The 22491-nt window shown below is 73.0% G+C and carries 23 protein-coding genes and 1 pseudogene; 10 read left to right on the plus strand and 14 right to left on the minus strand.

Annotation, left to right across the window (positions count from 1 at the left end; all coding sequences use genetic code 11):
• Positions 1-111: 111 nt before the first annotated feature.
• Positions 112-1137: an LLM class F420-dependent oxidoreductase gene (locus AB0J40_RS25555; protein WP_364457177.1), complete on the minus strand. Its 1026-nt coding sequence runs from the start codon at positions 1135-1137 to the stop codon at positions 112-114.
• A 9-nt stretch (positions 1138-1146) separates the two neighbouring features.
• Positions 1147-2079, minus strand: a complete 933-nt coding sequence (locus tag AB0J40_RS25560; protein ID WP_364457179.1) for an oxygenase MpaB family protein — start codon at positions 2077-2079, stop codon at positions 1147-1149.
• A gap of 86 nt (positions 2080-2165) precedes the next feature.
• Between AB0J40_RS25560 and AB0J40_RS25565 the strand changes: the two genes are divergently transcribed.
• From AB0J40_RS25565 to AB0J40_RS25585, 5 genes are all read left to right on the plus strand, one after another.
• Positions 2166-2756, plus strand: coding sequence for a helix-turn-helix domain-containing protein (locus AB0J40_RS25565; protein WP_364457181.1), 591 nt, complete (start codon positions 2166-2168; stop codon positions 2754-2756).
• Between the two features lie 58 nt (positions 2757-2814).
• Positions 2815-3600 (plus strand): IclR family transcriptional regulator, encoded by a 786-nt coding sequence (locus AB0J40_RS25570; RefSeq protein ID WP_364457183.1) that lies wholly within the window; start codon positions 2815-2817, stop codon positions 3598-3600.
• 95 nt (positions 3601-3695) lie between these two features.
• Positions 3696-5504 carry a glycosyl transferase gene (locus tag AB0J40_RS25575; protein WP_364457185.1) on the plus strand — a complete coding sequence of 603 codons (1809 nt, stop codon included), beginning with the start codon at positions 3696-3698 and terminating at the stop codon, positions 5502-5504.
• Positions 5505-5523: 19 nt separating this feature from the next.
• Complete coding sequence (locus AB0J40_RS25580) at positions 5524-6369, plus strand: DUF4397 domain-containing protein (RefSeq protein ID WP_364457186.1); 846 nt, start codon at positions 5524-5526, stop codon at positions 6367-6369.
• Positions 6359-6949, plus strand: a complete 591-nt coding sequence (locus tag AB0J40_RS25585; RefSeq protein WP_364457187.1) for a class F sortase — start codon at positions 6359-6361, stop codon at positions 6947-6949. Before AB0J40_RS25580 ends, AB0J40_RS25585 begins: the two co-directional genes overlap by 11 nt.
• On the opposite strand, the gene AB0J40_RS25590 is transcribed toward AB0J40_RS25585, so the two are convergent.
• The 6 genes from AB0J40_RS25590 to AB0J40_RS25615 form a co-directional block, all read right to left on the minus strand.
• Positions 6946-8049 (minus strand): LLM class flavin-dependent oxidoreductase, encoded by a 1104-nt coding sequence (locus tag AB0J40_RS25590; protein ID WP_364457189.1) that lies wholly within the window; start codon positions 8047-8049, stop codon positions 6946-6948. The two genes, AB0J40_RS25585 and AB0J40_RS25590, sit on opposite strands and share 4 nt — an antisense overlap.
• Positions 8046-9056: an ABC transporter substrate-binding protein gene (locus tag AB0J40_RS25595; protein ID WP_364457191.1), complete on the minus strand. Its 1011-nt coding sequence runs from the start codon at positions 9054-9056 to the stop codon at positions 8046-8048. The genes AB0J40_RS25590 and AB0J40_RS25595 overlap by 4 nt, the downstream gene beginning before the upstream one ends.
• On the minus strand, positions 9043-9744 hold the full coding sequence (locus AB0J40_RS25600) for an ABC transporter ATP-binding protein (RefSeq protein WP_364457192.1): 702 nt from the start codon (positions 9742-9744) through the stop codon (positions 9043-9045). Before AB0J40_RS25600 ends, AB0J40_RS25595 begins: the two co-directional genes overlap by 14 nt.
• Positions 9729-10547: an ABC transporter permease gene (locus tag AB0J40_RS25605; RefSeq protein ID WP_364457194.1), complete on the minus strand. Its 819-nt coding sequence runs from the start codon at positions 10545-10547 to the stop codon at positions 9729-9731. The genes AB0J40_RS25600 and AB0J40_RS25605 overlap by 16 nt, the downstream gene beginning before the upstream one ends.
• A gap of 126 nt (positions 10548-10673) precedes the next feature.
• Positions 10674-11384 carry an MBL fold metallo-hydrolase gene (locus AB0J40_RS25610; RefSeq protein ID WP_364457196.1) on the minus strand — a complete coding sequence of 237 codons (711 nt, stop codon included), beginning with the start codon at positions 11382-11384 and terminating at the stop codon, positions 10674-10676.
• A 16-nt stretch (positions 11385-11400) separates the two neighbouring features.
• Complete coding sequence (locus AB0J40_RS25615; RefSeq protein ID WP_364457198.1) at positions 11401-12354, minus strand: zinc-binding dehydrogenase; 954 nt, start codon at positions 12352-12354, stop codon at positions 11401-11403.
• A 48-nt stretch (positions 12355-12402) separates the two neighbouring features.
• Here AB0J40_RS25615 and AB0J40_RS25620 point away from each other — a divergent pair, with 48 nt between their 5' ends.
• Positions 12403-12972, plus strand: coding sequence for a helix-turn-helix domain-containing protein (locus tag AB0J40_RS25620; RefSeq protein ID WP_364457200.1), 570 nt, complete (start codon positions 12403-12405; stop codon positions 12970-12972).
• 413 nt (positions 12973-13385) lie between these two features.
• Here AB0J40_RS25620 and AB0J40_RS25625 read toward each other — a convergent pair.
• Both AB0J40_RS25625 and AB0J40_RS25630 read right to left on the minus strand, forming a co-directional pair.
• Positions 13386-14069 (minus strand): annotated as a pseudogene (locus AB0J40_RS25625) (hypothetical protein); the annotation flags it as partial.
• 248 nt (positions 14070-14317) lie between these two features.
• The gene (locus AB0J40_RS25630; protein ID WP_364457201.1) at positions 14318-14830 is read right to left on the minus strand and encodes a DinB family protein; all 513 of its coding nucleotides are present in this window, start codon (positions 14828-14830) and stop codon (positions 14318-14320) included.
• 44 nt (positions 14831-14874) lie between these two features.
• On the opposite strand from AB0J40_RS25630, the gene AB0J40_RS25635 reads away from it, so the two are divergent.
• The 3 genes from AB0J40_RS25635 to AB0J40_RS25645 are packed head-to-tail and all read left to right on the plus strand — an operon-like array spanning position 14875 to position 19195.
• The gene (locus AB0J40_RS25635) at positions 14875-15729 is read left to right on the plus strand and encodes a hypothetical protein (RefSeq protein WP_364457202.1); all 855 of its coding nucleotides are present in this window, start codon (positions 14875-14877) and stop codon (positions 15727-15729) included.
• Between the two features lie 53 nt (positions 15730-15782).
• Positions 15783-17447 (plus strand): ABC transporter ATP-binding protein, encoded by a 1665-nt coding sequence (locus AB0J40_RS25640; RefSeq protein WP_364457204.1) that lies wholly within the window; start codon positions 15783-15785, stop codon positions 17445-17447.
• Positions 17444-19195 carry an ABC transporter ATP-binding protein gene (locus tag AB0J40_RS25645; protein WP_364457206.1) on the plus strand — a complete coding sequence of 584 codons (1752 nt, stop codon included), beginning with the start codon at positions 17444-17446 and terminating at the stop codon, positions 19193-19195. Before AB0J40_RS25640 ends, AB0J40_RS25645 begins: the two co-directional genes overlap by 4 nt.
• Here AB0J40_RS25645 and AB0J40_RS25650 read toward each other — a convergent pair.
• Positions 19178-20047, minus strand: a complete 870-nt coding sequence (locus AB0J40_RS25650; protein WP_364457208.1) for a LysR family transcriptional regulator — start codon at positions 20045-20047, stop codon at positions 19178-19180. The two genes, AB0J40_RS25645 and AB0J40_RS25650, sit on opposite strands and share 18 nt — an antisense overlap.
• 75 nt (positions 20048-20122) lie before the next feature.
• Between AB0J40_RS25650 and AB0J40_RS25655 the strand changes: the two genes are divergently transcribed.
• A complete protein-coding gene (locus AB0J40_RS25655) occupies positions 20123-20731 on the plus strand; it encodes a dihydrofolate reductase family protein (protein WP_364457210.1) in 609 nt (202 codons plus the stop codon).
• An 8-nt stretch (positions 20732-20739) separates the two neighbouring features.
• Here the strand turns inward: AB0J40_RS25655 and AB0J40_RS25660 are convergent, their stop codons facing one another.
• From AB0J40_RS25660 to panD, 3 genes are all read right to left on the minus strand, one after another.
• A complete protein-coding gene (locus tag AB0J40_RS25660) occupies positions 20740-20949 on the minus strand; it encodes an MbtH family protein (protein WP_364457212.1) in 210 nt (69 codons plus the stop codon).
• Between the two features lie 10 nt (positions 20950-20959).
• Complete coding sequence (locus AB0J40_RS25665; RefSeq protein WP_364457214.1) at positions 20960-21982, minus strand: ABC transporter substrate-binding protein; 1023 nt, start codon at positions 21980-21982, stop codon at positions 20960-20962.
• Between the two features lie 97 nt (positions 21983-22079).
• Positions 22080-22490, minus strand: coding sequence for an aspartate 1-decarboxylase (gene panD, locus AB0J40_RS25670; protein ID WP_364457215.1), 411 nt, complete (start codon positions 22488-22490; stop codon positions 22080-22082).
• Position 22491: the final 1 nt, after the last annotated feature.

Genomic DNA, 22491 nt, shown 5'->3' on the forward strand with positions numbered 1-22491 from the left:
GAAACAGGCGTACCGGGTGCAGGCCATGAGTATTCGATCTCGGCGCGCACCCGGTAGTGGTCGAGGGGAATCGTGCCATCGTCGTGACCAAGGCCACGACAGGGGCCCGCGCTAGCCGAGCGCGCGGGCGATCTTCTCCAGTGCCGCCGCGTCACCGCGCAGGAGCAGCTGCGTGACCACCGTTTCCTCCCAGGCCTGCAGCTCGTCGCGGATCTTCGCCGGCGGCCCGATCAGCGAGGTGTCCTCGACCAGCGACGTCGGGATCGCCGCGGTCGCCTCGTCCTTGCGGCCGGCCAGGTACAGCTCCTGGACCTTGTCGGCGACGTCCTCGTAGCCGAGGCGGGCGAAGACGTCGTGGTGGAAGTTCACGCTCTTCGCGCCCATGCCGCCGATGTACAACGCCAGCGACGGCTTGATCCAGCTCGCCGCCTCCTCGACGTCGTCGTGCACGATCACCGGGATCGAACACGGCACCTCGAACGTCTCCAGGGTGTGCCGCGCCCCTTCGCGGGCGAAGCCCTCCTCCAGGGCGGCCTTGTAGAAGCCGTTGCTCTTCGGGGAGAAGAACAGCGGGAGCCAGCCGTCGCCGATCTCGGCCGAGAGGGCGACGTTCTTCGGGCCCTCCGCGGCCAGGTAGATGGGGATCTCCTTGCGCAGCGGGTGCACGGTCGGCTTCAGCGCCTTGCCCAGACCGGTGCCACCCTTGAGCGGGAGCTGGAAGTGCTGGCCGTCGATCGTCACGGGGGCCTCGCGCGCGATCACCTGCCGCACGATGTCCACGTACTCCCGCGTCCGCGCCAGGGGCTTCGGGTACGGCTGCCCGTACCAGCCCTCGACGACCTGCGGGCCGGACGCGCCCAGCCCGAGCACCATCCGGCCGCCGGAGAGGTGGTCGAGCGTCATCGCGCTCATCGCCGTCGCCGTCGGGGTGCGCGCGGACATCTGCACGATGTTCGTGCCGAGCCGGATCCGGCTGGTGGACGCGCCGTACCAGGCCAGCGGCGTGAACGCGTCCGAGCCGTACGCCTCCGCCGTCCACACCGAGTCGAAGCCGAGCTCCTCGGCCTTCACCACGGCTTCCAGCGCGCCCGGGGTCGGGCCGCTGCCCCAGTACCCGACGTGGAATCCCAGCTTCACGAATGCCTCCTAGGTGGTTCGACGGACGTTCGGCGCGTAGTGCTCCGGCTTGCCCCGCTCGGACAGCGGCGGCAGGTTCCTGGGTGGAGTCTCGACCACCGGCGCGTCCGGAGCCACCTCGCCGCGCTCGCGGCGCCAGCCGGCGCGGGCCCGCGGGTGGTACCGGCGGTCGTGCGGGACGAGCTTGAACACGGCGTTGATCAGCTTGCCCACGCGGCGGTGCCGCCGGGCGTCCCGCTCCGACCAGCGGAAGCCGAGCAGGTCGCGGATCTCGCGGTCGTAGAGCCCGATCGTCAGCCAGACGAAGTTCTTCGCGATCACCGCGCTCACCGGCCGCCACAGCAGGTCCGGCAGCCAGGGCAGGAACGGCGGCTTGGCGATCCCCCGCAGGTCGAGGACGTCCCTGGTGGCCTTGTTGTCCTCCAGGACCTCGGCGCACATGTGCTTCCAGTAGCGCTGGAAGTCCTCCCAGCTTTCGGGCACCGGCCGCATGGTCATGCCGTACATCCGCCACCACGTGACGTGCTCGTCGAACAGCCGCCGCTTCTCCGCCTCGCCGATGCCGCCCATGAAGTGGTCGGCGATGAGGATCGTGCTGACGAAGAACGTCGAGTGCGCCCAGTAGTAGGTGTCCGGGTCGAGGGCGTGGTAGCGGCGGCCCCGCGCGTCGACGCCCTTGATGCGGTCGTGGTAGCCGCGGACTTCCAGGGCCGTCCGGTGGGCGCGCGGGCCGTCGTAGACGACCCCGCCGATCGGGTAGAGCGACCGGAAGAGCCGCTGCCAGCGCTCCTCGAAGAACCGCGAGTGCTGTTCGACGCCGGCGCCGAGGCCCGGGTGCATGTTCTGCATGGACCCCGCCCACAGCGCGATGAGCAGGCCCCGCCAGTCGCCGAAGTACTTCCACGTCAGCGAGTCGGGGCCCAGCGGCTGGGGGACGTCCATCGGCGCACTCCTCGTCGAGTCGAAACTGACCACGGCTGTTGTCAGGCTAGGATCTGACAACACACGTAGTCAACCGAGGAGTGATCATGCCGGGCCGCACGTGGGCGGGCACGACCCTGGACGACCGGAAGGCGCAGCGGCGCGCGCAGCTCGTCTCCGCAGGCCTGGAGCTGCTGGGCACCGAGGGCTCGGCCGGGACGAGCGTCCGCGCCGTGTGCCGGCACGCGAAGCTCACCGAGCGCTACTTCTACGAGAGCTTCACCGACCGCGAGGAGCTCGTCGCCGCCGTCTACGAGCAGGTCGGCGAGCAGGCCCGGCAGGCCCTCGTCGACGCGGTCCGGGACGCGCCGACCCCGGTGCTGCGCGCCGAGCACGCCGTGCGCGCGTTCGTCGAGCTGATCGTCGACGACCCCCGCAAGGGCCGGATCCTGCTGCTCGCGCCGCTGACCGACCCCGCGCTCACCCGCCGGGGCCTGCACCTGCTGCCGGTGTTCGCCGCGCTCGTCGGCGAGCAGCTGTCCCACGGCGACGAGACCGAACGCCGGATGGTCGCGATCGGGCTGGTGGGCGCGCTCAGCAACGTCTTCATCGCCTACCTCGACGGCTCGCTGAAGGTCTCGCGCGAGCGGCTCGTCGCCCACTGCGTGAAACTCGTGCTCGGCGCCGACGACCACTGACGTCCACCTCCTTGCCGACCTCGTGACAGTCGCGCGGGAGATCGGGCACACTCAACCCATGCGTACCGCTGGGCGGAACGACGGCGCGAGCGGCGACGGTCTCGTCGCGGCCCGGCTCGCCGCGCTACTGGAGGCCTTCCGGCCGGGCGACGAGGCACTCGGCGTCTCCGAGCTGGCCCGCCGGACCGGCCTGGCGAAGACGACCGTGCACCGGTTGGCGGGTCACCTCGCCGACACGGGGCTGCTCACCCGCGAGGGGGGTGCGGTGCGGCTGGGGCTGCGGCTGTTCGAAATCGGCCAACTGGCCTCGCCGCGCCGCGGGCTGGTCGAAGCGGCCCGGCCGTACCTCGCCGACCTGCGCGAGGCGACCCGCAACACCGTCCACCTCGCGATCCTCGAGGGCACCGAGGTCGTCTACCTCGACGTGCTGCGCGGCCCGGACGCGCCGACCCTGCCGTCGCGCATCGGCGGCCGGTTCCCCGCGCACGCGACCGGAGTCGGCAAGGCGATCCTGGCGTTTTCTCCGGAATCCGTGGTGGACAAGGTGATCGACGCCGGATTGCCCAGGATGAGCCCCAAGACGATCACCGCGCCCGGTCTGCTGCGCCGTCAGCTGACGCGGGTCCGCGAAGACGGGATCGCGTTGGAGCGCGAGGAATCCGGCGTCGGCGTCGTGTGCGCGGCGAGCCCGCTGCTCGACGCGCGCGGCGAAGCGGTGGCCGCGGTCTCGATTTCCGGCTGGGCCAACCGGATGCGGACCGAACGGGTCGCGCCCGCCGTCCGGACGGTCGCGCTCGCGTTGACCCGGACACTCTCCGGATCCACTCCGGACAGTCGGAAATAATCTTGCGGGACAAGGCTTTCGCAGTCACTGGGCCGACCGGCTGACGTAACCCTCCCGAGCTGGACGGCTGATCGGGAGCGGCTACGATCCGTCCAATGGCCCAGCACAGCCGGGGGACGACGGTTTCGGGCCGCTCCCCCGCGACGCTCTCCGAACCGGCGGCCGCGCACCGGTTGCTGTCGCTCGACACCGTGCTCGCGCTGCTGGCGCTGGCCGGCGGCCTGCGGGTGCTCTACCTCGCCGCGCCGGCACCCGCCCTGCCCGCCGAAGCCGCGAACGTCGCGCACGCGTACGCGCTCGGGCACCTCACGGCCTTCACCGACGCGGGCGGCGCCGGGGCCAGCCCGTTCGGCTGGTGGCAGCTTTCGGCGTACACGATGCTCTCGGACGCCTTCGGGCGCTCGGCCACGGCGCTCGCGGCGGTCCGCGAGGCGATGCTCGTCGTCGCGGTGGCCGGCGCCCTGCTGCTGTGGGTCCTGTCCCGCCGGCTCGGCCTGACGCGGTGGGCGGCGGCGGCCGCGGTGCTGCTGCTCGCGGCGTCCCCGCTGGCGCTCGGCCTGCAGCGGCTGGTCGTCGTCGAGCACCTGGCGGCGGTGTGGGCGCTGGGCGCGCTGGTGCTGCTCACCCGGCCCGGCGCGCGGATCCGGCACGACGTCTTCGCCGCGCTCTGCCTGCTGGCGGCGGTGCTCACTTCGCCGCTGGCGCTGGTCTTCCTGCCCGCGGCCGGCTGGCTGCTGGTGCGGCGCGCGCCCGTGCGGGCCGCGCTCGTGGCGGTGCTGCTCAACCTCGGGCTCGGCCTCGCGTTCGGTCCCGCGGCGGGTCTCCTGCGGCCGCACCTCGCGGCCGCCGGTCGTCCCTCGGTCGCCGACTGGGTCGCGCTCGACCCGTCCTGGGCGGTCCTGTCGACCGTCGCGCTGGTGGCCGCCCTCGCGGTGCGGTCGCTGCGGCCGTTCGCCGTGTCCGGCCTGCTGCTGGCCGGCACCCTGCTCGTGCCCGGGGTCCCGGACACCGCGGTGCTCGCCCTGCTGCTGCCGGTGACGCCGCTGCTGCTGGCCGGCGTCGTCCAGGCCGTGACCCGGCAGCGCGGCGCGGCCCACCGGTGGGAAACGCGGCGCGGCACCGGTGTCGCACTGGCCGCGGTCGTGCTGGCCGCGACGATCGCCGTCGGCTGGGCGTACGGCTACCCCGCTCTGCGGCCCGCGGCCGGCCCGAGCGGACCCCTCGCCGAGGCACGGGACTGGTTGCGGGTCAACGCTTCCGGCTCCCGCCTGCTGGTCGGCGACGCCGCCTGGGCCGAGCTGGCGAGGGCGGGCTGGCCGACCGGCATGCTCGTCTCGGCCGCCGCGTGCGCCGACCGCTGCCCACCCGCCGACTGGGCCGTGTTCACCGCCGGCGAGACCGGTCTGCGGCACCGGTACCCGGACATCGGCACCGCGTTCGAGACCGCCGCCGCGACCGCGGTGTTCGGCACCGGCGACGACCGCGTCACCGTCTCGCGCCTCGGGCTGCCGCCCGCAGACCCGGCCGCGCCCTCGGAATCGTCGGCCCGCGCCCACGCGGGCGAAGCCCTGCTGGCCTCGACCCGGATCACGGTCACCTCCGACGCCGCCGGCCCGCTGCGCGCGGGCCGCGTCGACCCCCGGCTGATCGCGACGATCGCCGCGCTCGCGGCGCTGCAGCCGGTCCGGGTCGCGGCGTTCCCCGAAGTCCCCGGCGAAGACCCCGCCGGGCAACCCCGCCGCCGGGTGCTGCTGACCGGCGGCGAAGACGGCGCGGCCGCGTTCTACACCGGCCAGCGCGACCTGTTCCGCCCCTCGTCGGTCACCCGGACCGGCGGCGGCGTGCTGGTCACCTACCCGCTGTTCGCACCCCCGGGACTGCTCGTCCCGTTCTCCTCCCCCTGACGGCAAAAGAGGCCCGACGATGCGCACTCTGCCCCAGCTCCTGCTCAGACCCGGCGGGCTGACCGCCGCGGCCCTCCTCCTCGTCGCGCTGACGCCGGTCACGGCCGATGCGGCGACCGCCCCCGGCCCGGGCGTCGGCTGGATCCGGGTCGGCCACCTCTCCCCCAAGGTCCCGCCGGTCGACATCTACTTCGCGCCGTTCGGCCAGGCCGAGAAGGTCGTCATCCGCAAGGCCGGCTACGGCGCCGTCACGCCGTACTCCTCACTCGATCCCGGCAAGTACACGCTGTCGATGCGCCCCGCCGACGCCGCGTCGAGCACCCCGCCCGCGCTGTCGGCGACGATCGAGATCGCCGGGCAGTCCGCGTACTCGCTGCTGGTCTTCGCGAACGGTCCCGGCAACACGCTCAAGGGCACCCTGGTGACCGACGACCTCACCGCGCCCGCGGCGGGCAAGGGCCGGCTCCGGATCGTCGAAGGGTCGGCGGCGATCGCGCCGGTCTCCGTCGACGGCCCCGGCGTCCTGCTCGCCAAGGACGCGCCCTACGGCTTCACCTCGCCCTACGTCGACGTGCCGGAGGGGCGCTGGCCGCTGCAGCTGCGCAGTGGCACGGCCAAGACCAGCCCCGAGATCGACGTCAAGGCCGGCAGTTCGACGAGCGTGTTCGTCCTCGAGAACAACGGCGTGCTGAAGGCGAACCCGATTTCCGACGGCGCTTCGCTGCCCGAGCCGCCGAAGCTGGGCGTCGAAACCGGTGGCGGTGGTACGGCGTCGCCGTCCGGGTCGCCGCTTTGGCCCGCCTTCGCGGCGATCGGGCTGCTGGCCGCGCTGCTCGTGGGACGCCGGGCGGCTCGTGCGCGCTGACCTCGGAGCACTGCTCGTCGCGGCGTTGCTCGTGGCGGGCTGTGCCCCGGCGCCGGCACCGGTGGCACCGCCGGCGGTGGTGACCACGACCGAGGTGGCGACCGGGCCGAAGCCGCTGCCCACGGCGGCCGACGTCCGCCCGGTGCGGCTGCGGATCCCGGCGATCGGCGTCGACGCGCCCGCGCTCGTCCCGCTCGGGCTGGGCGCGGACCACCAGCTCGAAGCACCGGCGCGCTTCGAGGACGTCGGGTGGTACGCCGCCGGCCCGGTGCCGGGCGACCCCGGGCCGGCGGTGATCGCCGCGCACGTCGACTCCCGGTCCGGCCCGGCGCCGTTCTTCCGGCTGCGCGACCTGCGCGACGGCGACGAGGTGTTCGTCGGGCGGTCGGACGGCGTCCAGGCGCGGTTCGTCGTGGACGCCGTCCAGCGCTACCCGAAGAACGCGTTCCCGACCGACGCGGTGTACGGGCCCGCACCGGGCAGCGCGCTGCGGCTGATCACCTGCGGCGGCAGCTTCGACGCGGCGAAACGGTCCTATCGGGACAACATCGTCGTCTACGCCTCGACCCGCTGGGGCTAGTACTCCTTGAGCAGCCCGCGCCGGGCCAGCTCGGGCCGGACGCCGTCGCCGAACCAGTACGCCTCCTCCAGGTGCGGGTAGCCCGACAGCACGAACTCGCGCACGCCGATGCTGTGGTACTCCTCGATCAGGTCCGCGACCTCTTCGTGGCTGCCGACGAGCGCGGTGCCCGCGCCGCCGCGGACCAGGCCGACGCCCGCCCACAGGTTCGGGTGGATCTCCAGCCCGCGCACGCCGCCGTCGGTCCGGCCGCCGTGCAGCGCGACCATCCGCTGCTGCCCGACCGACTCGCTCGCCGCCAGCTGCGCCTGCGCCTTGGCGACCTGCTCGGGGCTCAACGCGTCCAGCAGCTTCTGCGCCTCCGCCCACGCCTCGGCCGAGGTGTCGCGCGAGATCGTGTGGAGCCGGACGCCGAACCGGATCGGCCGGTCGCCCGCCAGCTCGCGTACCTTGCCGATCTTCTCCGCGACCTGCGCGGGCGGCTCGCCCCAGGTCAGGTAGACGTCGGCGTGCCGCGCGGCGACCGGCAGCGCCGCGGGCGACGAACCGCCGAAGTAGATCGGCGGCACCGGGTCCGGCGCGGCCAGCGTCGTCGCGCCTTCGACGCGCAGGTGCTCGCCCGCGAAGTCGAACGGCTGCCCGGACCAGACGCCGCGCACGATCGTCAGGAACTCGTCCGTGCGCGCGTACCGGGCGTCGTGGTCGTGCCAGTCGCCGAAGCGCCGCTGCTCGACCGCGTCGCCGCCGGTGACGATGTTGAGCAGCACCCGGCCTTCCGAGAGACGCTGAAAGGTGCCGGCCATCTGCGCGGCCAGGGTCGGTGAGATGACGCCGGGGCGGAACGCGACGAGGAACTTCAGCCGCTTCGTCTCGCGGATCAGCGCGGCCGTGGTCAGCCACGCGTCCTCGCACCACGTGCCGGTCGGGGTGAGAACGCCTTCGAAGCCCTGCCGCTCGGCGGCGCGCGCCACCTGGGCCAGGTAGTCCAGGTCGGGTTGCCGCTGCGCCGACGGGCCCTGGGACCGGTTGGCGTGGAAGCGCTCCACGATCGTGCGGCCGTCGCCGCTGGTGGGCAGGAACCAGTGCAGCGCGATGGTCATCCGTTGCTCCTAGCCTGGTCCAGCTCGGGGGCGAACCGCCGGTCGGCGAACGCGGCGAAGTCCACCTTGCCCGGCAGCGTCTTCTCTTCGGTGAACGCGTCCGCGAGCTGCTGTTCGGACGCCACCACGGAATCGTCCAGCGCGATCGGCCGGTCGCGGCCCGCGTCGACGGCCTTCTGCGCGACTTCGAGCTTCAGCCCGGTCTCCTTCGCCCACGCGCGGGCCCAGTCCGGCCGGTGCGTGTCGGCCCACTTCTGCGCCTTGACGACCCGGACGGCGAAGTCCCGCAGCGCCGAGTTCTTGCCGGGATCGGCCAGCGCGGCGGTGCTCGCGGTCAGGAAGCCGAGGCCGTTCGAGGCGCCCCGGCCGTCGGCCAGCACCCGGGCGTGCGCTTCGATCTGGGCTTGCGCGGTGTAGGGGTCCCAGATCGCCCAGGCGTCGATCGTGTGCTGGGTGAACGCGGCGTAGGCCTCCGACGGCTGCAGGAAGCTCAGTTTCACGTCCTTCGTGGACAACCCGTTGTTGTGCAACGTGTTCAGCAGCTGGCCGTGGGCCGACGAGCCCTTGGCGACCCCGATCGTCTTGCCCTTCAACGCGGCGACGTTCGGCAGCGTCGAATCGGGCGGGACGAGGATGGCCTCCCGCTCCACGTTGCTGCGCGAGACGCTGATGACCTTGATCTTCGCCTTCGCCGCGGCCGCGAAGATCGGCGGCGTGTTGCCGACGCGGCCGGTGTCGATCGCGCCGGCCGACGCAGCTTCGAGCAGTGGCGGACCGGAGGTGAACGTCGACCATTCGATCTTGTACGGCGTGCCGTCGAGCTGGCCGGCCGCGGTGAGCAGCGATTTCACGCCGCCCTTCTGGTCGCCGACCTTGAGCGTCACCTTGGCCAGGTCCGCCGCGCTCACCGGGCCCGGCACGGCCGCCTGATCGGCACCGGTCGCCGAGCCGCACCCGGCCAGCGCCAGTGCCGCCGCGACCACCGCGATTCCGTTACGCCACCGCATCTTCGGTCACCCCCAGGTCCGCCAGCACGCGCCGGCGAAGGTCGTCGTGATCGGCTTCGCGCGGCCGGTGCTCGGCCACGATCCGGCCGCCGTCGAGCACCAGGACCCGGCCGGCGAGCCGCAGGGCCTCGTCGACGTCGTGGGTCACCAGCAGCACGCCGGGCTGGTGCCGCCGCCACAGGTCCACGACCAGCCCGTGCATCGCGATCCGCGTCAGCGCGTCGAGGGCGCCGAACGGCTCGTCGAGCAGGAGCAGGCCGGGTTCGCGGACCAGGGCGCGGGCCAGCGAGACGCGCTGGGCCTCGCCGCCGGACAGCGTCAGCGGCCAGTCGTCGGCGTGCCCGGTCAGGTGCACCTCGGCCAGGGCCTTCTCGGCCAGCGCGCGGTTGCGGGCCTTCGAGACGCCGTCCTGACGCAGGCCGAGGACGACGTTGCGCCAGACCTTCCGCCAGGGCAGCAGCCGCGGCTGCTGGAAGGCGACGGAGACGGTTCCGGCCACGGTGGCCTGGCCGTCCACGTCGTCGTCGAGGCCCGCGAGCACCCGCAGCAGCGTCGACTTGCCGGAGCCGCTGCGGCCCAGCAGGGCGACGAACTCGCCGCGTCCGACGGTCAGCTCCAGTCCACTCAGGACGGTCCGGTCGCCGAACTTCTTCGTGAGGTTCCGGACCTCGGCTACCGGGTTCGCCACCGCAGCACCTTCCGTTCGAGCAGCCGAACCAGCGCGTCGGTGACCAGGCCGAGCAGGGCGTACAGGACGAGGCCGACGACCACGACGTCGGTGCGCAGGAACTCCCGCGCGTTGTTGATCAGGTAGCCGACGCCGGCGTCGGCGTTGACCGTCTCGCCGACGATCAACGCCAGCCAGGCGATCCCGAGCGACTGCCGGAGCCCGACCAGCGCCTGCGGCAGCGCGCCCGGGATCACCACGTGCCAGAGCCGTTCCGCGCGGCTGAACCCGAGCGCCCGCGACGCCTCGACGAGGTTCGGGTCGGCGCCGCGGATTCCCGAGTGGACGTTGAGGTAGAGCGGGAACGCCACCCCGAGCGCGACCAGCACGATCTTGGTCTCCTCGCCGATCCCGAACCACAGGATGAACAGCGGGATCAGGCCCAGGAACGGCAGCGTGCGCAGCATCTGGACCGGCGGGTCGACCAGCACCTCGCCCCAGCGGGACAGCCCGGACACGATGCCCAGCACCGCGCCGACGAGGGCGCCGATCGCGAACCCGGCGCCGACGCGCCCGAGCGACACGGCGAAGGCGTCACCGAGCTCGCCGCTGCGCGCGACCTCGACGCCGGCCTGCACCACCGTCCACGGTGAACTGAGCTTGTCGGGTGGCAGGACGCCGGTGGCACTGGCGATCTGCCAGGCGGCGACGAGCACCACCGGGCTGATCCAGCGCCGCAGGTCGGGCCGGTGTGCGCTTCGGCGCGGGGGCCGTTCGGCGCGTTTCCGGGCGCGCGGGAGCACGCCCGTGGTGGAGATCGACACGGATTTCTCCCGGGGACGGGGATGTTCGGGACCTGAGTGGTCCCGACCATCGGGCCCCGGGCGGGCCAAGTCAATCGGTGCCCAGTCCGTGAAACCGCGGGGTTTCAGCCCGTGGAACGCCCTTGCTCAGCCGCCGAACATGGCCTTCCATTCGTCGAGCGACCGCGGCCGGTAGACGAAGTTGGTGCGCTTGACGTCGGACAGCGCGGCCGACGGCTCGGCCGAGTACTGGTGGCCGGGGTAGACGACCGGGTCGCCGGGCAGCCCGGCGAGGGCCTGCAGGCTGCGGTAGATCTCCTCGGCGTCGCCGCCGGGGAAGTCGGTGCGGCCGCAGCCTTCGAGGAAGAGCGTGTCGCCGGAGACGAGCTTGTCCTCGACGAGGAAGCACTGGCTGCCGGGCGTGTGGCCCGGGGTGTGCAGCATCCGGATCGGAACGGACCCGACCTCGAGGACGTCGTCGTGGTCGTGCGCGCGCAGATCGGTGGTCTCCACCCCGGTCACGCGGCGAACCCACTCGGTTTCGGCGCCGTTGACGTGGATCGGCACCGGCCGCAGGGCGAGGAGTTCGGCGATGCCCGGCAGGTCGAAGCCGAGCATCGAGCCGCCGACGTGGTCGGGGTGGTGGTGGGTGGCGAGCACGCCGGTGAGCCGCATGCCATCGGCTTCGAGCACGTCGAGCAGATCCTGCACGGCATAGGCGGGATCGACGATCACCGCATCCCGGGTGTCCCGGTCGCCGATGAGGTAGGCGAAGTTCACCATCTGCGTCGCCACCGGGTCACCGACGGCGAAGTCCCGCCCGGCGAGCAGCTGCCGGAAGTAGAGCCGATCTGCCATGGCCCCACCCTACGGGTCAGCTTTCCGACGGGGTCAGCACGATCCGTCCGAACACCTCGCCGTCCCGCATCTTCCGGTGCGCGGCCACCGCGTCTTCCAAGGGCAGCACCTCGTGGACCACCGAGGTCAGCTCGCCGCGGGTCGCGGCGGCGAACACGTCCGCCAGTACCGCGCGCCGGTCGGTCCAGGGGATGCTGTCCGCGCTGAACACCGCGAACGACAGGGACCTGCGGAACGCCGTGAACAGTTCCCTGCCGAAGTCCGCCGGCGGTTCGCCGCCGACGACGCCGACCACCACCAGGCGGCCGTTCGGGTTCAGCTTGGCGAAGAACGCGGGCAGCGCCGGGCCGGCGGCGATGTCGAGGACGACGTCGTAGGTGTCCGGGCCGTCGCCGTCGCGGTTCAGCACCTGTGTCGCGCCGAGGTCCCGTAGCCGCTGCCCGCGTTCCGGCGACGACGTCGTCACCGCGATCGCGCCGGCTTTGCCGGCGAGCTGCACGGCCATGATCCCGATGCCGCCCGCCGCACCGCGGATCAGCAGCGACTCGCCGTCGGCGAAGTGCGCGTGCCGCAGCGCGAAGTGCGCGACCATGCCGGAGCTGCCGAGCGTCACCGCGTCGACCGGGGTCAGCGTCTCCGGCAGGGCGACGAGGGTGTCGGCCGCGGCGACGGCCCGTTCGACGTAGCCCCCGCCGGTGCCGGTGAAGGCCCACACGCGCCGGCCGAGCCACGCCGGATCGACGCCGTCGCCGACCACCGTCACCGTGCCCGCGACTTCGCCGCCGAGGATGTGGCCGGGCCGGAAGCCGTACGCGGCGAGCGCGCCGCTACGGATCACGGCGTCGACCCCGCCGACGCCGATCGCCTCGGTCGTGACCAGCACCTGCCCGGGGCCCGGTTCGGGGTCCGGGAGGTCGACGACCGCGAGCCCCTCGGGGCTGCCGAACGCCTGTACCGCAATAGCTTTCATGCGCACGACGGTAGTGGACGCCGGCGTCCACTTGGCTAAACTGAGAGCGTGGTCGATCTTTTGCCTCACAAGCTGCGGTCCGACGCCCGCGACAACCGCTCGCGCATCCTCGAGGCGGCCCGCGAGGTGTTCGCGGCCGACGGCCTGGACGTCCCGATGCGCGAGATCGCCCGGCGCGCCGGCGTCGGACCGGCGACGCTGTACCGCCGCTTCCCGACGAAGGAACTGCTGGTCACGGAGGCGTTCACCGACCAGATGCGGGCGTGCTACGCCGTCGTGGACGAAGGACTGGCCGACCCGGACCCGTGGCGCGGCCTCACCCTGGTGGTCGAGAAGCTGTGCGACATCCAGGCGCGCGACCAAGGCTTCACGGCGGCGTTCACGGCGGCGTTCCCGCACGCGATCGACTTCACCGCGGACCGCGAACGGGCGTTGCGCTCGATCGCGGAGCTGATCCGCCGCGCGCAGGAGGCGGGCGCGGTGCGGGCCGACGTCGTCTTGGACGACCTCGTCCTGATCCTCATGGCCAACAGCGGGATCCGAGCGGCGTCACCGGCCGCGCGCGTCGCGGCTTCGCGACGCTTCGCCGCCCTCGCGCTACGAGGGCTCCGGGCGTGACCACTGGTACGCGCTGCCCTGGTGGAGGGCAGCGTAGGCACGATCTCGCAGGACGTTGGCCTCGGCGTCGGACAGCGTCCGGTCGAGGGGCCTGAGCACCAGGCGGACCAGGAGGTCTTCTGGTGTTCCGCCGCGCCCAAGCGGGCCAGGGCCTGCGGTGGGAGCCGCGCGCACGGCGTCTCCCCCCGGATCTCGACCGACTCGACGACGTCGGCGTCTTCGCCGAGGGCGGTGCGGACGCGGTCGCCGAGGTCCTCGGCCCGATCGTCGGCCGCGACGGCGATCGAGAGGTCCCGACGCACCGGCGGCAGTGCCGAGACCGGCCGGTAGGGCGCGAGATCGGTGAGCTGCGCGGCGACGGCCGGGTCGGCCGAGCGCAGCAGGCGGATGTCGGGGATGCCTTTGAGCAGCATGAGCACCCGGTCGAGGCCCAAGCCGAGGGCGAGGCCGGACCAGCCGTCCCCGAGCCCGGCCCGCGCGAGGACGGCCGGGTGGGCGAGCCCGCACTCGGCGACCTCGACCCACTCGCCTCGGTGCTCGACGTCCAGCTGCGCACCGTCCACTGTGTACGGATGACGGCGGGGTTCGAGCCGCCATCGCCGTCCCGGCAGGAGGGTTTCGACGAGGGATTTCACGAGCCGTTGGAGGTCGGTTCCGTCGGTGGTCGCGCGGGTGATGCGCCAGAGATCGAGCTGGTGCGGGGTGCCGGTGTGCAGGCGGTCGATGCTGTCGCGCCGGTAGACGACGCCGGGGCAGACGAGCAGGACGTCGTCGGCGGGGCGGGCTTTGAGCGCGCGGAGCGCCGCGGGGATCAGGGCGCTGGAGTGGCTGCGCAGGACGTGGCTGTCGTCGACGTAACGGGTGTAGCGAGCGTCGCGGGTGACGTCGGCGGGGTGGTAGCCGAGGTGGTCGTAGTTGTCGGCGACGGTGACGATCCGGTCGCCGAGCCACCGCCGGATTTCGGTGCCGGGGCGGGCCACGGCGGAGACGGCCAGGTCGACCACGAGCTGAAGGGCGTGCGGCCCGGCGGCGGGATCGGTGAGATCGCGGACGGCGAGGTCGCGGGTGAGCTGGGCGGGGGTGAGTGGTTCGGGCATGACGGAGCCTCCTGGGTGAGCGGGACGGGCGAGCGAAAGCGCTCCCCTGGCCCGGGCACCCGGCGAGGTCCGTTCGGGACGTTGTTCAGACAGTGCCGAGCGTGACACCGGAACCCCGCTGGCGCCCGCGAAGGGCCAGGGGGCCGGTAAATCGGCGGTATTCCGCGACGACGGCCACGAACCCAGGTTAGCCGGACACGTCACGCGAATTTCCGGCCGAGACCACCGCGGCCGCCGGCAACCAGGCTCTACTCCCCCACCTCCCCATCCGCCAGCTCCCGCAGCAGATCCAAATGCCCCACGTGCCGCGCGGTCTCCTGGACGACATGGGCCACCACCCACCGCACCGTGAACTCCCCCCGCCGCCGGGTCCGGTCGTCCGGCCCCAGCCGCCGCAGCGACTTCTCCGCCCGCGCCCACTCGGCCTTGTACGCCGCCACCACCGACGCCGGCGTGTCGTCCGGCCCCAGATCCCAGCTGGGATCCGGCGACCCGGCCCACAACGACGGCAGATCCGCTCCCCCGGCCTCGATCGACAACCACCACCGCTCGACCGCCGTCAGGTGCTTCACCACCCCCAGCGCACTCAACCGCGGCGACGAAGGCAACGGCGTGGCCACCGCCAACCCCACCGGCAGCCCCGCCAGCTTGTTCACCGCCGTCGCGCGGAGGAACTGCAAGAAGTCCAGCTGAAGGCGCAACTCGTCCAAGGCCAGGCGCCCGGGCCACGACCGCTGCGTCTTCGAACTCGTGTTCGACATGACCGCAACGTACCCCACCGCACCGACAAAATAGAGTGATCGCCATGTGGTGGGGACTGCTCTGCGCGCTCGGCGCGGCGATCGCGTACGGCGTGGCTTCGGTGATGCAGTCGGTCGCCGCCAAGGCCACGGACACCGGGACCGGCACCGGCGTCGACCCGAAACTGCTCGTGCGGGTCCTGAAGCAGTGGAAGTTCGTGCTCGGCCTCTCCCTCGACGTCCTCGGGTTCGTCGCGCAGATCGCCGCCCTGCACGTCCTTCCGCTCTTCGTCGTGCAGGCCGCCCTCGCCGCCAGTCTCGCCGTCACCGCCGTCGCCGCACGGTTCCTCGGCGTCCGGCTCGGGACGCAGGAGTGGGCCGCCGTCGCCGTCGTGTGCGCCGGGCTCGCGCTGCTCGGTGCCGCCGCCGAGAGCGAAGGCTCCGATCCCGTCGGGCTCGGCTTCCGGCTCGGGCTGATCGGGGCCGTCGCCGTCCTCGCCGTCGCCGGGATCGCCGCCGGGAAGGCGAGCCGCCACATCCGGACGCCCGCGCTCGGGCTCGTCGCCGGCCTCAGCTTCGGCGTCGTCGCCATCGCCGGCCGGATCATCCCCAGCCTCGCGCCGCTCGACCTGCTCACCGACCCGGCGACCTACACCGTCGCGGTCGCGGGCGGGATGGCGATGCTCTTCTACGCCACGGCGTTGCAACGCGGGAGCGTCACCACGAGCACCGCCATGATGGTGCTCGGCGAGACCGTCTTCCCGTCGCTGGTGGGCGTGCTCGTGCTCGGCGACCGGACCCGCCCCGGGTTCACGGTGCCGGCGATCGCCGGGTTCGTCCTCGCCGTGGCCGCCGCGCTCGCCCTCGCCCGCTTCGGCGAGCCGGACACGAGTGAGACGAAGCCGACCGTGCTCCCGTAACTTCTTTACTTAGACTAGCCTTACCTATCCCACGACAGGACAGGGAGGCGCGGGTGCGCACGACCGGACGGGAAGTCCTCCGCCGTTCGATCACCGGGCAACGGCGATCGGTGGCCCTCGCGGCGCTGCTGACCGCGGGCCACCAGGGCGGCGAGGCGCTGGTGCCGGTGGTGATCGGCGTGGTGATCGACCAGGCCGTCGCGGGCGGATCGGTGGGCACGCTGCTCCTCTGGCTCGCGATCCTCGGCGTGCTCTTCGCCGTGCTGTCGACCAGCTACCGCCTCGGCGCCCGCTTAGGCGAGCGCGCCGCCGAACGCGCCGCCCACGACCTGCGCCTCGACGTCGGCCGCCGAGTCCTGCACCCCGGCGGCGGCGCGGAGTCCCTCGCGGGCGAGCTCGTCAGCGTCGGGACGTCGGACGCGAAGCGCGTCGGCCAGGTCAACGGCGTCCTGCCGTTCGGTGCCGCCGGGCTGGCCGGGCTGCTCGTCAGCGCGGTCGTGCTGCTCACCATGAGCGTCCCGCTCGGCCTGCTGGTGCTGCTCGGCACGCCGCCGATGCTCTACCTCGCGCACCTGATCGGCAAACCCCTCGAACGCCGCAGCGAAGCCGAGCAGGAACGCTCCGCCTTCGCCTCGGGTGTCGCCACCGACCTCGTCGCCGGCCTGCGCGTCCTCAAGGGCGTCGGCGCCGAACGCGCGGCCGTCGACCGCTACCGCCGCACCAGCCGGGACTCGCTGAAGGCGACGCTGCGGGCGGCGCGCGCCCAGGCCTGGCACAACGGCGCGCTGCTCGCGCTGACCGGGATCTTCATCGCCGTCGTCGCGCTCGTCGGCGGGAACCTCGCGGCCGCGGGCGACATCAGCGTCGGCGACCTCGTCGCCGCGGTCGGGCTCGCGCAGTACCTGATCACGCCGTTCTCGATCTTCTCGTGGGTCAACGGCGAACTCGCCCAGGGCCGGGCGTCGGCCGGGCGCATCGCCGACGTCCTCAACGCGCCCCCCGCCGTCGACGCCGGGGACGCCACGCTCCCGACGCCGGCCGCGGGCCACGTCAAGCTGTCCGCGCTCGGGCGCGGCGCGCTGCGGGACGTCGACTTCGAAGCCCGCCCCGGCGAACTGCTCGGCGTGGTCGCCACCGACCCGGCCGCCGCGACCGACCTCCTGGACTGCCTGGGCCGCGCGGCCGACCCCGCGACCGGCACGGTGACGGTCGACGCGGTCGACCTGTCCACTGTGGACCCCAGCCGGGTTCGCGAGGTGGTGCTGGTGGCCGCGCACGACGCGGACCTGTTCGCCGGCACCGTCGCCGAGAACTGCGGCACCGGGCCGCTGGCCCAACCGGCGATGACCGCCGCTGCCGTCGACGAGGTGGCCGAGGCGCTGCCCGACGGCGTCGAAACCGCCGTCAGCGAACGCGGGCGGTCGCTCTCGGGCGGGCAGCGGCAGCGGGTCGCGCTCGCCCGCGCCCTCGCCGTGGACGCGCCGGTGCTCGTGCTGCACGACCCGACGACCGCCGTCGACACCGTCACCGAAGCCCGGATCGCCGCGGGCCTGGCCGAACTGCGGCGCGGCCGCACCACCATCCTCGTGACCACCAGCCCGGCGCTGCTCGCCGCGACCGACCGCGTCGTCCTCCTCGACGACGGGCGGATCGCGGGCGAAGGCAGCCACGCCGAGCTGGCCGGTCGCGCCGACTACCGGGCGGCGGTGCTGTCGTGACCCGCGAACTCCTCCCCGTGGCCGACGGCCGCCGGATCCGCGCCGTCGTCGGCGAGCTCGCCGGCCGGTCGAAGGGCCGGGCCGCGGCCGCGTTCACGATGCTCGTCGCGGCGACGGCGATCGGGCTGCTCACCGCTCCCCTGCTCGGCCGGGTCGTCGACCTGGTCGCGACCCGCCACCCGGCGGCCGAGCTCGTGGCGCCCGTGGTGGGCTTGGTGCTCGTCGCGCTCGCCCAGGCGGTCGCGACGGCGATCGGTGTCTCGCTGGTCGCGCGGCTGGGCGAGACGATGCTGGCCGAGCTGCGCGAACGGTTCGTCGAGCGGGCCCTTGGCCTGCCGCTCGACCAGCTGGAGCGCGCCGGGTCCGGCGACCTCACCACCCGCGTGACGAACGACGTCTCGGTCGTCGCCGAAGCCGTCCGGCAGGCACTGCCCGAGCTGGGCCGCTCGGTGCTGACGGTGGTGCTCACCCTCGGCGCGCTGGCGGTGCTGGACTGGCGATTCCTGCTGGCCGCGCTCGTCGCCGTGCCGATCCAGCTGTGGACCGTCCGCTGGTACGTGCCGCGCGCGAAACCGCTGTACGCGAGCCAGCGCGAGGCCGTCGGGGCGCAACAGCAGCAGCTGCTGGACACGATCGGCGGTGCGAAGACCGTCCGCGCGTTCCGGCTGGCGGACACCCACCTGGACCGGGTGCGCGAACGGTCGAACACCGCCGTCGAGCTCGCGCTGCGCGGGATCCGGCTGGTGACGCGGTTCTACGCGCGGCTCAACCTGGCGGAGTTCGTCGGGCTGTCGGCCGTGCTGGCCACCGGGTTCCTGCTGGTCGGGGCGGACGCGGTGACGGTCGGCGGCGCGACGGCCGCGGCGCTGTACTTCCACAGCCTCTTCGGCCCGATCACGACGGCGCTGGCACTGGTCGACGACGCGCAGGCGGCCGCGGCCGGCCTCGCGCGGCTGATCGGCGTCGCGGACCTGCCCGCCGAAGCCGCGCCCGCGCGGCCGGCCCGGCCGGTCGACGCGTCGGTGAAGACCGCGGCGGCCGGCTATTCCTATGTGGACGGTCATCCGGTGCTGCGCGACATCGACCTCGGCGTCGCCCCCGGTGAACGGGTGGCGCTGGTCGGGGCGAGCGGAGCGGGCAAGACGACGCTGGCCAAGCTGATCGCGGGGATCCACGCACCCACCACGGGCTCGGTCACGCTCGGCGGCGTCCCGCTGGAGGAGCTGGGACCCGAGGCGACCCGCCGGACGGTCGCGCTGATCAGCCAGGAGGTCCACGTTTTCGCAGGACCCCTGTCCGACGACCTCCGCCTGGCGCGCCCGTCGGCGACCGACTCGGAACTCCGGGCAGCACTGGCGAAAGTGGGCGCACTGTCCTGGGTGGACAGCCTGCCGGACGGCCTCGCGACAGTCGTCGGCGAAGGCGGCCACCAGCTGACCGTGACGCAGGCCCAGCAGCTCGCCCTGGTCCGGCTGGTGCTGGCCGACCCACCGATCGCGATCCTCGACGAAGCCACGGCGGAGGCGGGCAGCGCGGGCTCGCGGGTCCTGGAGGCGGCGGCCGCCGCGGCCCTGGAAGGACGCACGGCGCTGGTGGTGGCCCACCGGCTGACGCAGGCGGCGGCGGCCGACCGGATCGTGGTCCTCGACGCGGGCGCGGTGGTGGAGTCCGGCACCCACGACGAACTGGTCGCCGCGGGCGGTCGGTACGCGAAGCTGTGGGCGGCCTGGTCAGGCCAGCGCGCCTGACGCCGCGTCCGTGAGCGCGGCCAGCACGGCCGCGACCGCGGGCGGGTCGGGCGGCTCGCCGTAGGTGGCGGCGTGGATCCGGCGCCGGAAGCCGGTTTCGGTCGCGTGGACGCCGGGTCGGCGGTGAGCCTCCAGCGCGAGCCCGGGCAGGATGGCGACGCCCGCTCCGGCGGCGACCAGCGACTGCACGACGACCATGTCGTCGCTGAGGCAGGCGATGCGCGGGCTGAAGCCCGCCCGGGCGCACACCGCGCCCAGTTCCTCCTGGCACCGGGGGCAGCCGCCGATCCACCCGGAGTCCCGGTGGTTCTCGAGGCGGTCACCGGCTTTCCGGCTGATCAGGTGGACGGGGTCGGCACCGAGGTGCCGCAGGCGGAACCCCTCCTCGACCGGGCTGCCGGGGTGGCTGAAGACGACGGCGACGTCGATCTCGCCGTGGCGCAGCATCCGCAGCGCTTCGACCGGGTGCTCGTCGACCAGGCTCAGCTGCAGTCCCGGATGCTCCCGCGCCAGCGCGGCCGCGGCTTTCGGGACGATCGTGGCCAGGGTGGACGCGTTGGCGGCCAGCCGGACCAAGCCCGCCTGCAGGCCGACCTGCGCCGCCAGCTCGGTGGCCGCCGCGTCGACCCGGCCCACGATCTCCGCGGCCCGGTGGGCCAGCAGCCTGCCTTCCGGCGTCAACCGGATGCCGCGGCCGATCCGCTGGACGAGCTGGGCGCCGGTGGCCGCCTCCAGCCGGGACAGGTGGTGGCTCACCGACGGCTGCGAATAGTGCAGCTCGCGCGCCGCTTCGGTCACCGATCCGTGCCGCGCCACGGCGGCCAGCACCTTGAGGTGGACCAGGTTCAGCATTCATCAACGTTATCAATGCGTTCGCGGCCGATTTGGCATTGGACGTCATGCATCGCGCACTGCAAGCTGGTCCCCATGACGAAGGTGACCTGCGACCTCACGATCTCCCTCGACGGCTACGCCGCCGGGAACAACCAGACCGAGCAGCGCCCGTTCGGCGACGACGGCGGCGACGGCTGGGGCGACAAGCTGCACGCCTGGTACGGCGAAGGCGCCGAACAGCACCCGGACGAGTTCGCGCGGATGATGACCGCGAAGGCGTTCATCATGGGCCGCAACATGTTCGGCCCGGTGCGCGGCGACTGGGACCGGCCGTGGACGGGCTGGTGGGGCGACAACCCGCCGTACCACGGGCCGGTTTTCGTGCTGACGCACCACCCCCGCGAACCGCAGCCGATGGACGGCGGCACGACGTTCCACTTCGTCACCGAGGGGATCGAGGCGGCGTTCGACCGCGCCCGCGAAGCCGCCGGCGGCGGGGACATCTCCATCCACGGCGGTGCACAGACCGTCAACCAGTACCTCGCCGCCGGGCTGATCGACGAGATCCGGCTGCACGTCGTCCCGCTGATGCTCGGCGCGGGCTCACGCCTGTTCGACGGCGTCCCGCCGCTCGACCTCGAGCAGGTCGAGGCCCGAGCGGCGAAATCCGTGACGCACCTGGTCTACCGCGTCCGACACTGAGGACGGGCTCAGTCGTCCATGGCGTCGGCCAGGGACTTGGGCCGCATGTCCGTCCAGTTCGCTTCCACGTGGTCCAGGCACTCCTGACGGGCCGCCGGGCCGAACGCGACCGTCCAGCCCGCCGGGACGTCGACGGACTCCGGCCACAGGCTGTGCTGGTTCTCGGCGTTCACCAGCACCAGGTACGTGCCGTCGGGATCTTCGAACGGGTTGGTCATGCGGGCCTCCTCAGGCGGTGACGTCCGTGCGGGCGCCCGTGACGACCTCGGTCAGCTTGCGGATGACCGGGGCCGCGAGCACCGGGTTGAACCGGGGTTCGGTCGACCAGTCGGCGAGCTGATTCGCCTTGACCGCGGGCAGCTGCGCCCAGGTCGGGATCGCCGCCAGCTGCTGGCGCGACAGGGCGTACGTGCGGCTGTCGGTCAGGATCAGGTCGGCCGGGTACTTGCCGGCCTGTTCCCAGCTGAGCGTCTCGAAGTAGTCGTCCGAGCCGGCGCCGTTGACGATGTCGAGGCCGAGGTCGCGGTAGTAGGCCAGGTCCGCGAAGAACTCGGGCTTGCAGACGTAGAGGTTGTCCTTGTCGCTGGACACGACCAGGACCTTGAGGCCGGGCTTGGCCTTGATCGCCGCCTTGAGGTCGTCGGACGCCTTCCGGAAGTCGTCCTTGCCCTTCTTGATGACGTCGGAGTTCGCGTCGCCGCCGAGGGCCACCGCGAGCTGCTCGTAGCGCTCGATCACCTTCGGCAGCGTGACCTTGTACTCCGAGAGCGCGACGATCGGCGCGACCTGCTGCACCTTGGGGCCGAGGTCGTCCTTGAGCACCCACAGGTCGGTCGGCTTGGCGCCGGTGAGGCCGGTGATCACCAGGTCCGGCTTGGTGGCGGCGAACTTCTCCATGCTGAAGTCGTCCCAGGCGTTGCCGATCGAGGTGACGGCGTTCAGGTCGATGTTGCCGGCCTGGATCTCCTTGCCGCCGTCGGCCGTCTTCTGCGGGCCGAACACGCCGACCGGGCGGACGCCGTAGTCCCACAGCGCGGCCGCGGAGCTGACGTAGGCCACGACGCGCGTCGGACGCTGGTCGCGCGCCGCCTTCTGGCCGCGGTCGTCGGTGAACTCCCACGGGCCGGAGGAGGCGGCGGGCTTGTCGGTGCCGCCGCCGCACGCGGTGAGGGCCGCGGCCGCGGCGAGCCCGCCGGTGCCGATCAGGAATCCACGCCGGCTGAGCCCGGCGGCGCCTTGGAACACGGACATGTCAACCTCTCGCCAAGCTTTAGGATAGGCACACCTTATTTAGGCAACCCTGTCAAAAGCAACCACCGCTGCCGACCTGTGTCCACGCCCACGCGCGTCAGTTCCGACCCGACAGCTGGGCTTCCGCACCCGGCACCGGCTCGGCCGGGTCGTGTCCCAAGTGGACCTGCCGGTTGCCGGCGTCGACATGCACGACCCGCGGCCGGTGGCCGGCCCGCTCGGCTTCGTCGACCTGGGCGTACGTGATGATGATGACGAGGTCGCCGGGGTGCACCAGGTGCGCGGCCGCGCCGTTGACGCCGATGACCCCGGTGCCCGGCTCTCCCGTGATCGCATAGGTCTCGAGGCGGGCGCCGTTGGAGATGTCGACGACCTGCACCTTTTCGCCCTCGACGATGTCCGCGGCGGCCATCAGGTCGGCGTCGATCGTCAGCGACCCGACGTAGTGCAGGTCGGCCTGGGTCACGGTGGCGCGGTGGATCTTGGCGTTCATCAGGGTGCGGTGCACT

Origin of the sequence: Amycolatopsis sp. NPDC049691 (assembly GCF_040675005.1) — a bacterium.
GTDB lineage: Bacteria > Actinomycetota > Actinomycetes > Mycobacteriales > Pseudonocardiaceae > Amycolatopsis.

What these genes read in the sequence shown, in the direction of transcription:
- AB0J40_RS25560 (WP_364457179.1), bottom strand. Translation starts at nt 2,079, where the DNA reads ATGGACGTCCCCCAGCCGCTGGGCCCCGACTCGCTGACGTGGAAGTAC.
- AB0J40_RS25565 (WP_364457181.1), top strand. Translation starts at nt 2,166, where the DNA reads ATGCCGGGCCGCACGTGGGCGGGCACGACCCTGGACGACCGGAAGGCG.
- AB0J40_RS25570 (WP_364457183.1), top strand. Translation starts at nt 2,815, where the DNA reads ATGCGTACCGCTGGGCGGAACGACGGCGCGAGCGGCGACGGTCTCGTC.
- AB0J40_RS25575 (WP_364457185.1), top strand. Translation starts at nt 3,696, where the DNA reads ATGGCCCAGCACAGCCGGGGGACGACGGTTTCGGGCCGCTCCCCCGCG.
- AB0J40_RS25580 (WP_364457186.1), top strand. Translation starts at nt 5,524, where the DNA reads ATGCGCACTCTGCCCCAGCTCCTGCTCAGACCCGGCGGGCTGACCGCC.
- AB0J40_RS25590 (WP_364457189.1), bottom strand. Translation starts at nt 8,049, where the DNA reads ATGACCATCGCGCTGCACTGGTTCCTGCCCACCAGCGGCGACGGCCGC.
- AB0J40_RS25595 (WP_364457191.1), bottom strand. Translation starts at nt 9,056, where the DNA reads ATGCGGTGGCGTAACGGAATCGCGGTGGTCGCGGCGGCACTGGCGCTG.
- AB0J40_RS25610 (WP_364457196.1), bottom strand. Translation starts at nt 11,384, where the DNA reads ATGGCAGATCGGCTCTACTTCCGGCAGCTGCTCGCCGGGCGGGACTTC.
- AB0J40_RS25615 (WP_364457198.1), bottom strand. Translation starts at nt 12,354, where the DNA reads ATGAAAGCTATTGCGGTACAGGCGTTCGGCAGCCCCGAGGGGCTCGCG.
- AB0J40_RS25630 (WP_364457201.1), bottom strand. Translation starts at nt 14,830, where the DNA reads ATGTCGAACACGAGTTCGAAGACGCAGCGGTCGTGGCCCGGGCGCCTG.
- AB0J40_RS25635 (WP_364457202.1), top strand. Translation starts at nt 14,875, where the DNA reads ATGTGGTGGGGACTGCTCTGCGCGCTCGGCGCGGCGATCGCGTACGGC.
- AB0J40_RS25650 (WP_364457208.1), bottom strand. Translation starts at nt 20,047, where the DNA reads ATGCTGAACCTGGTCCACCTCAAGGTGCTGGCCGCCGTGGCGCGGCAC.
- AB0J40_RS25655 (WP_364457210.1), top strand. Translation starts at nt 20,123, where the DNA reads ATGACGAAGGTGACCTGCGACCTCACGATCTCCCTCGACGGCTACGCC.
- AB0J40_RS25660 (WP_364457212.1), bottom strand. Translation starts at nt 20,949, where the DNA reads ATGACCAACCCGTTCGAAGATCCCGACGGCACGTACCTGGTGCTGGTG.
- AB0J40_RS25665 (WP_364457214.1), bottom strand. Translation starts at nt 21,982, where the DNA reads ATGTCCGTGTTCCAAGGCGCCGCCGGGCTCAGCCGGCGTGGATTCCTG.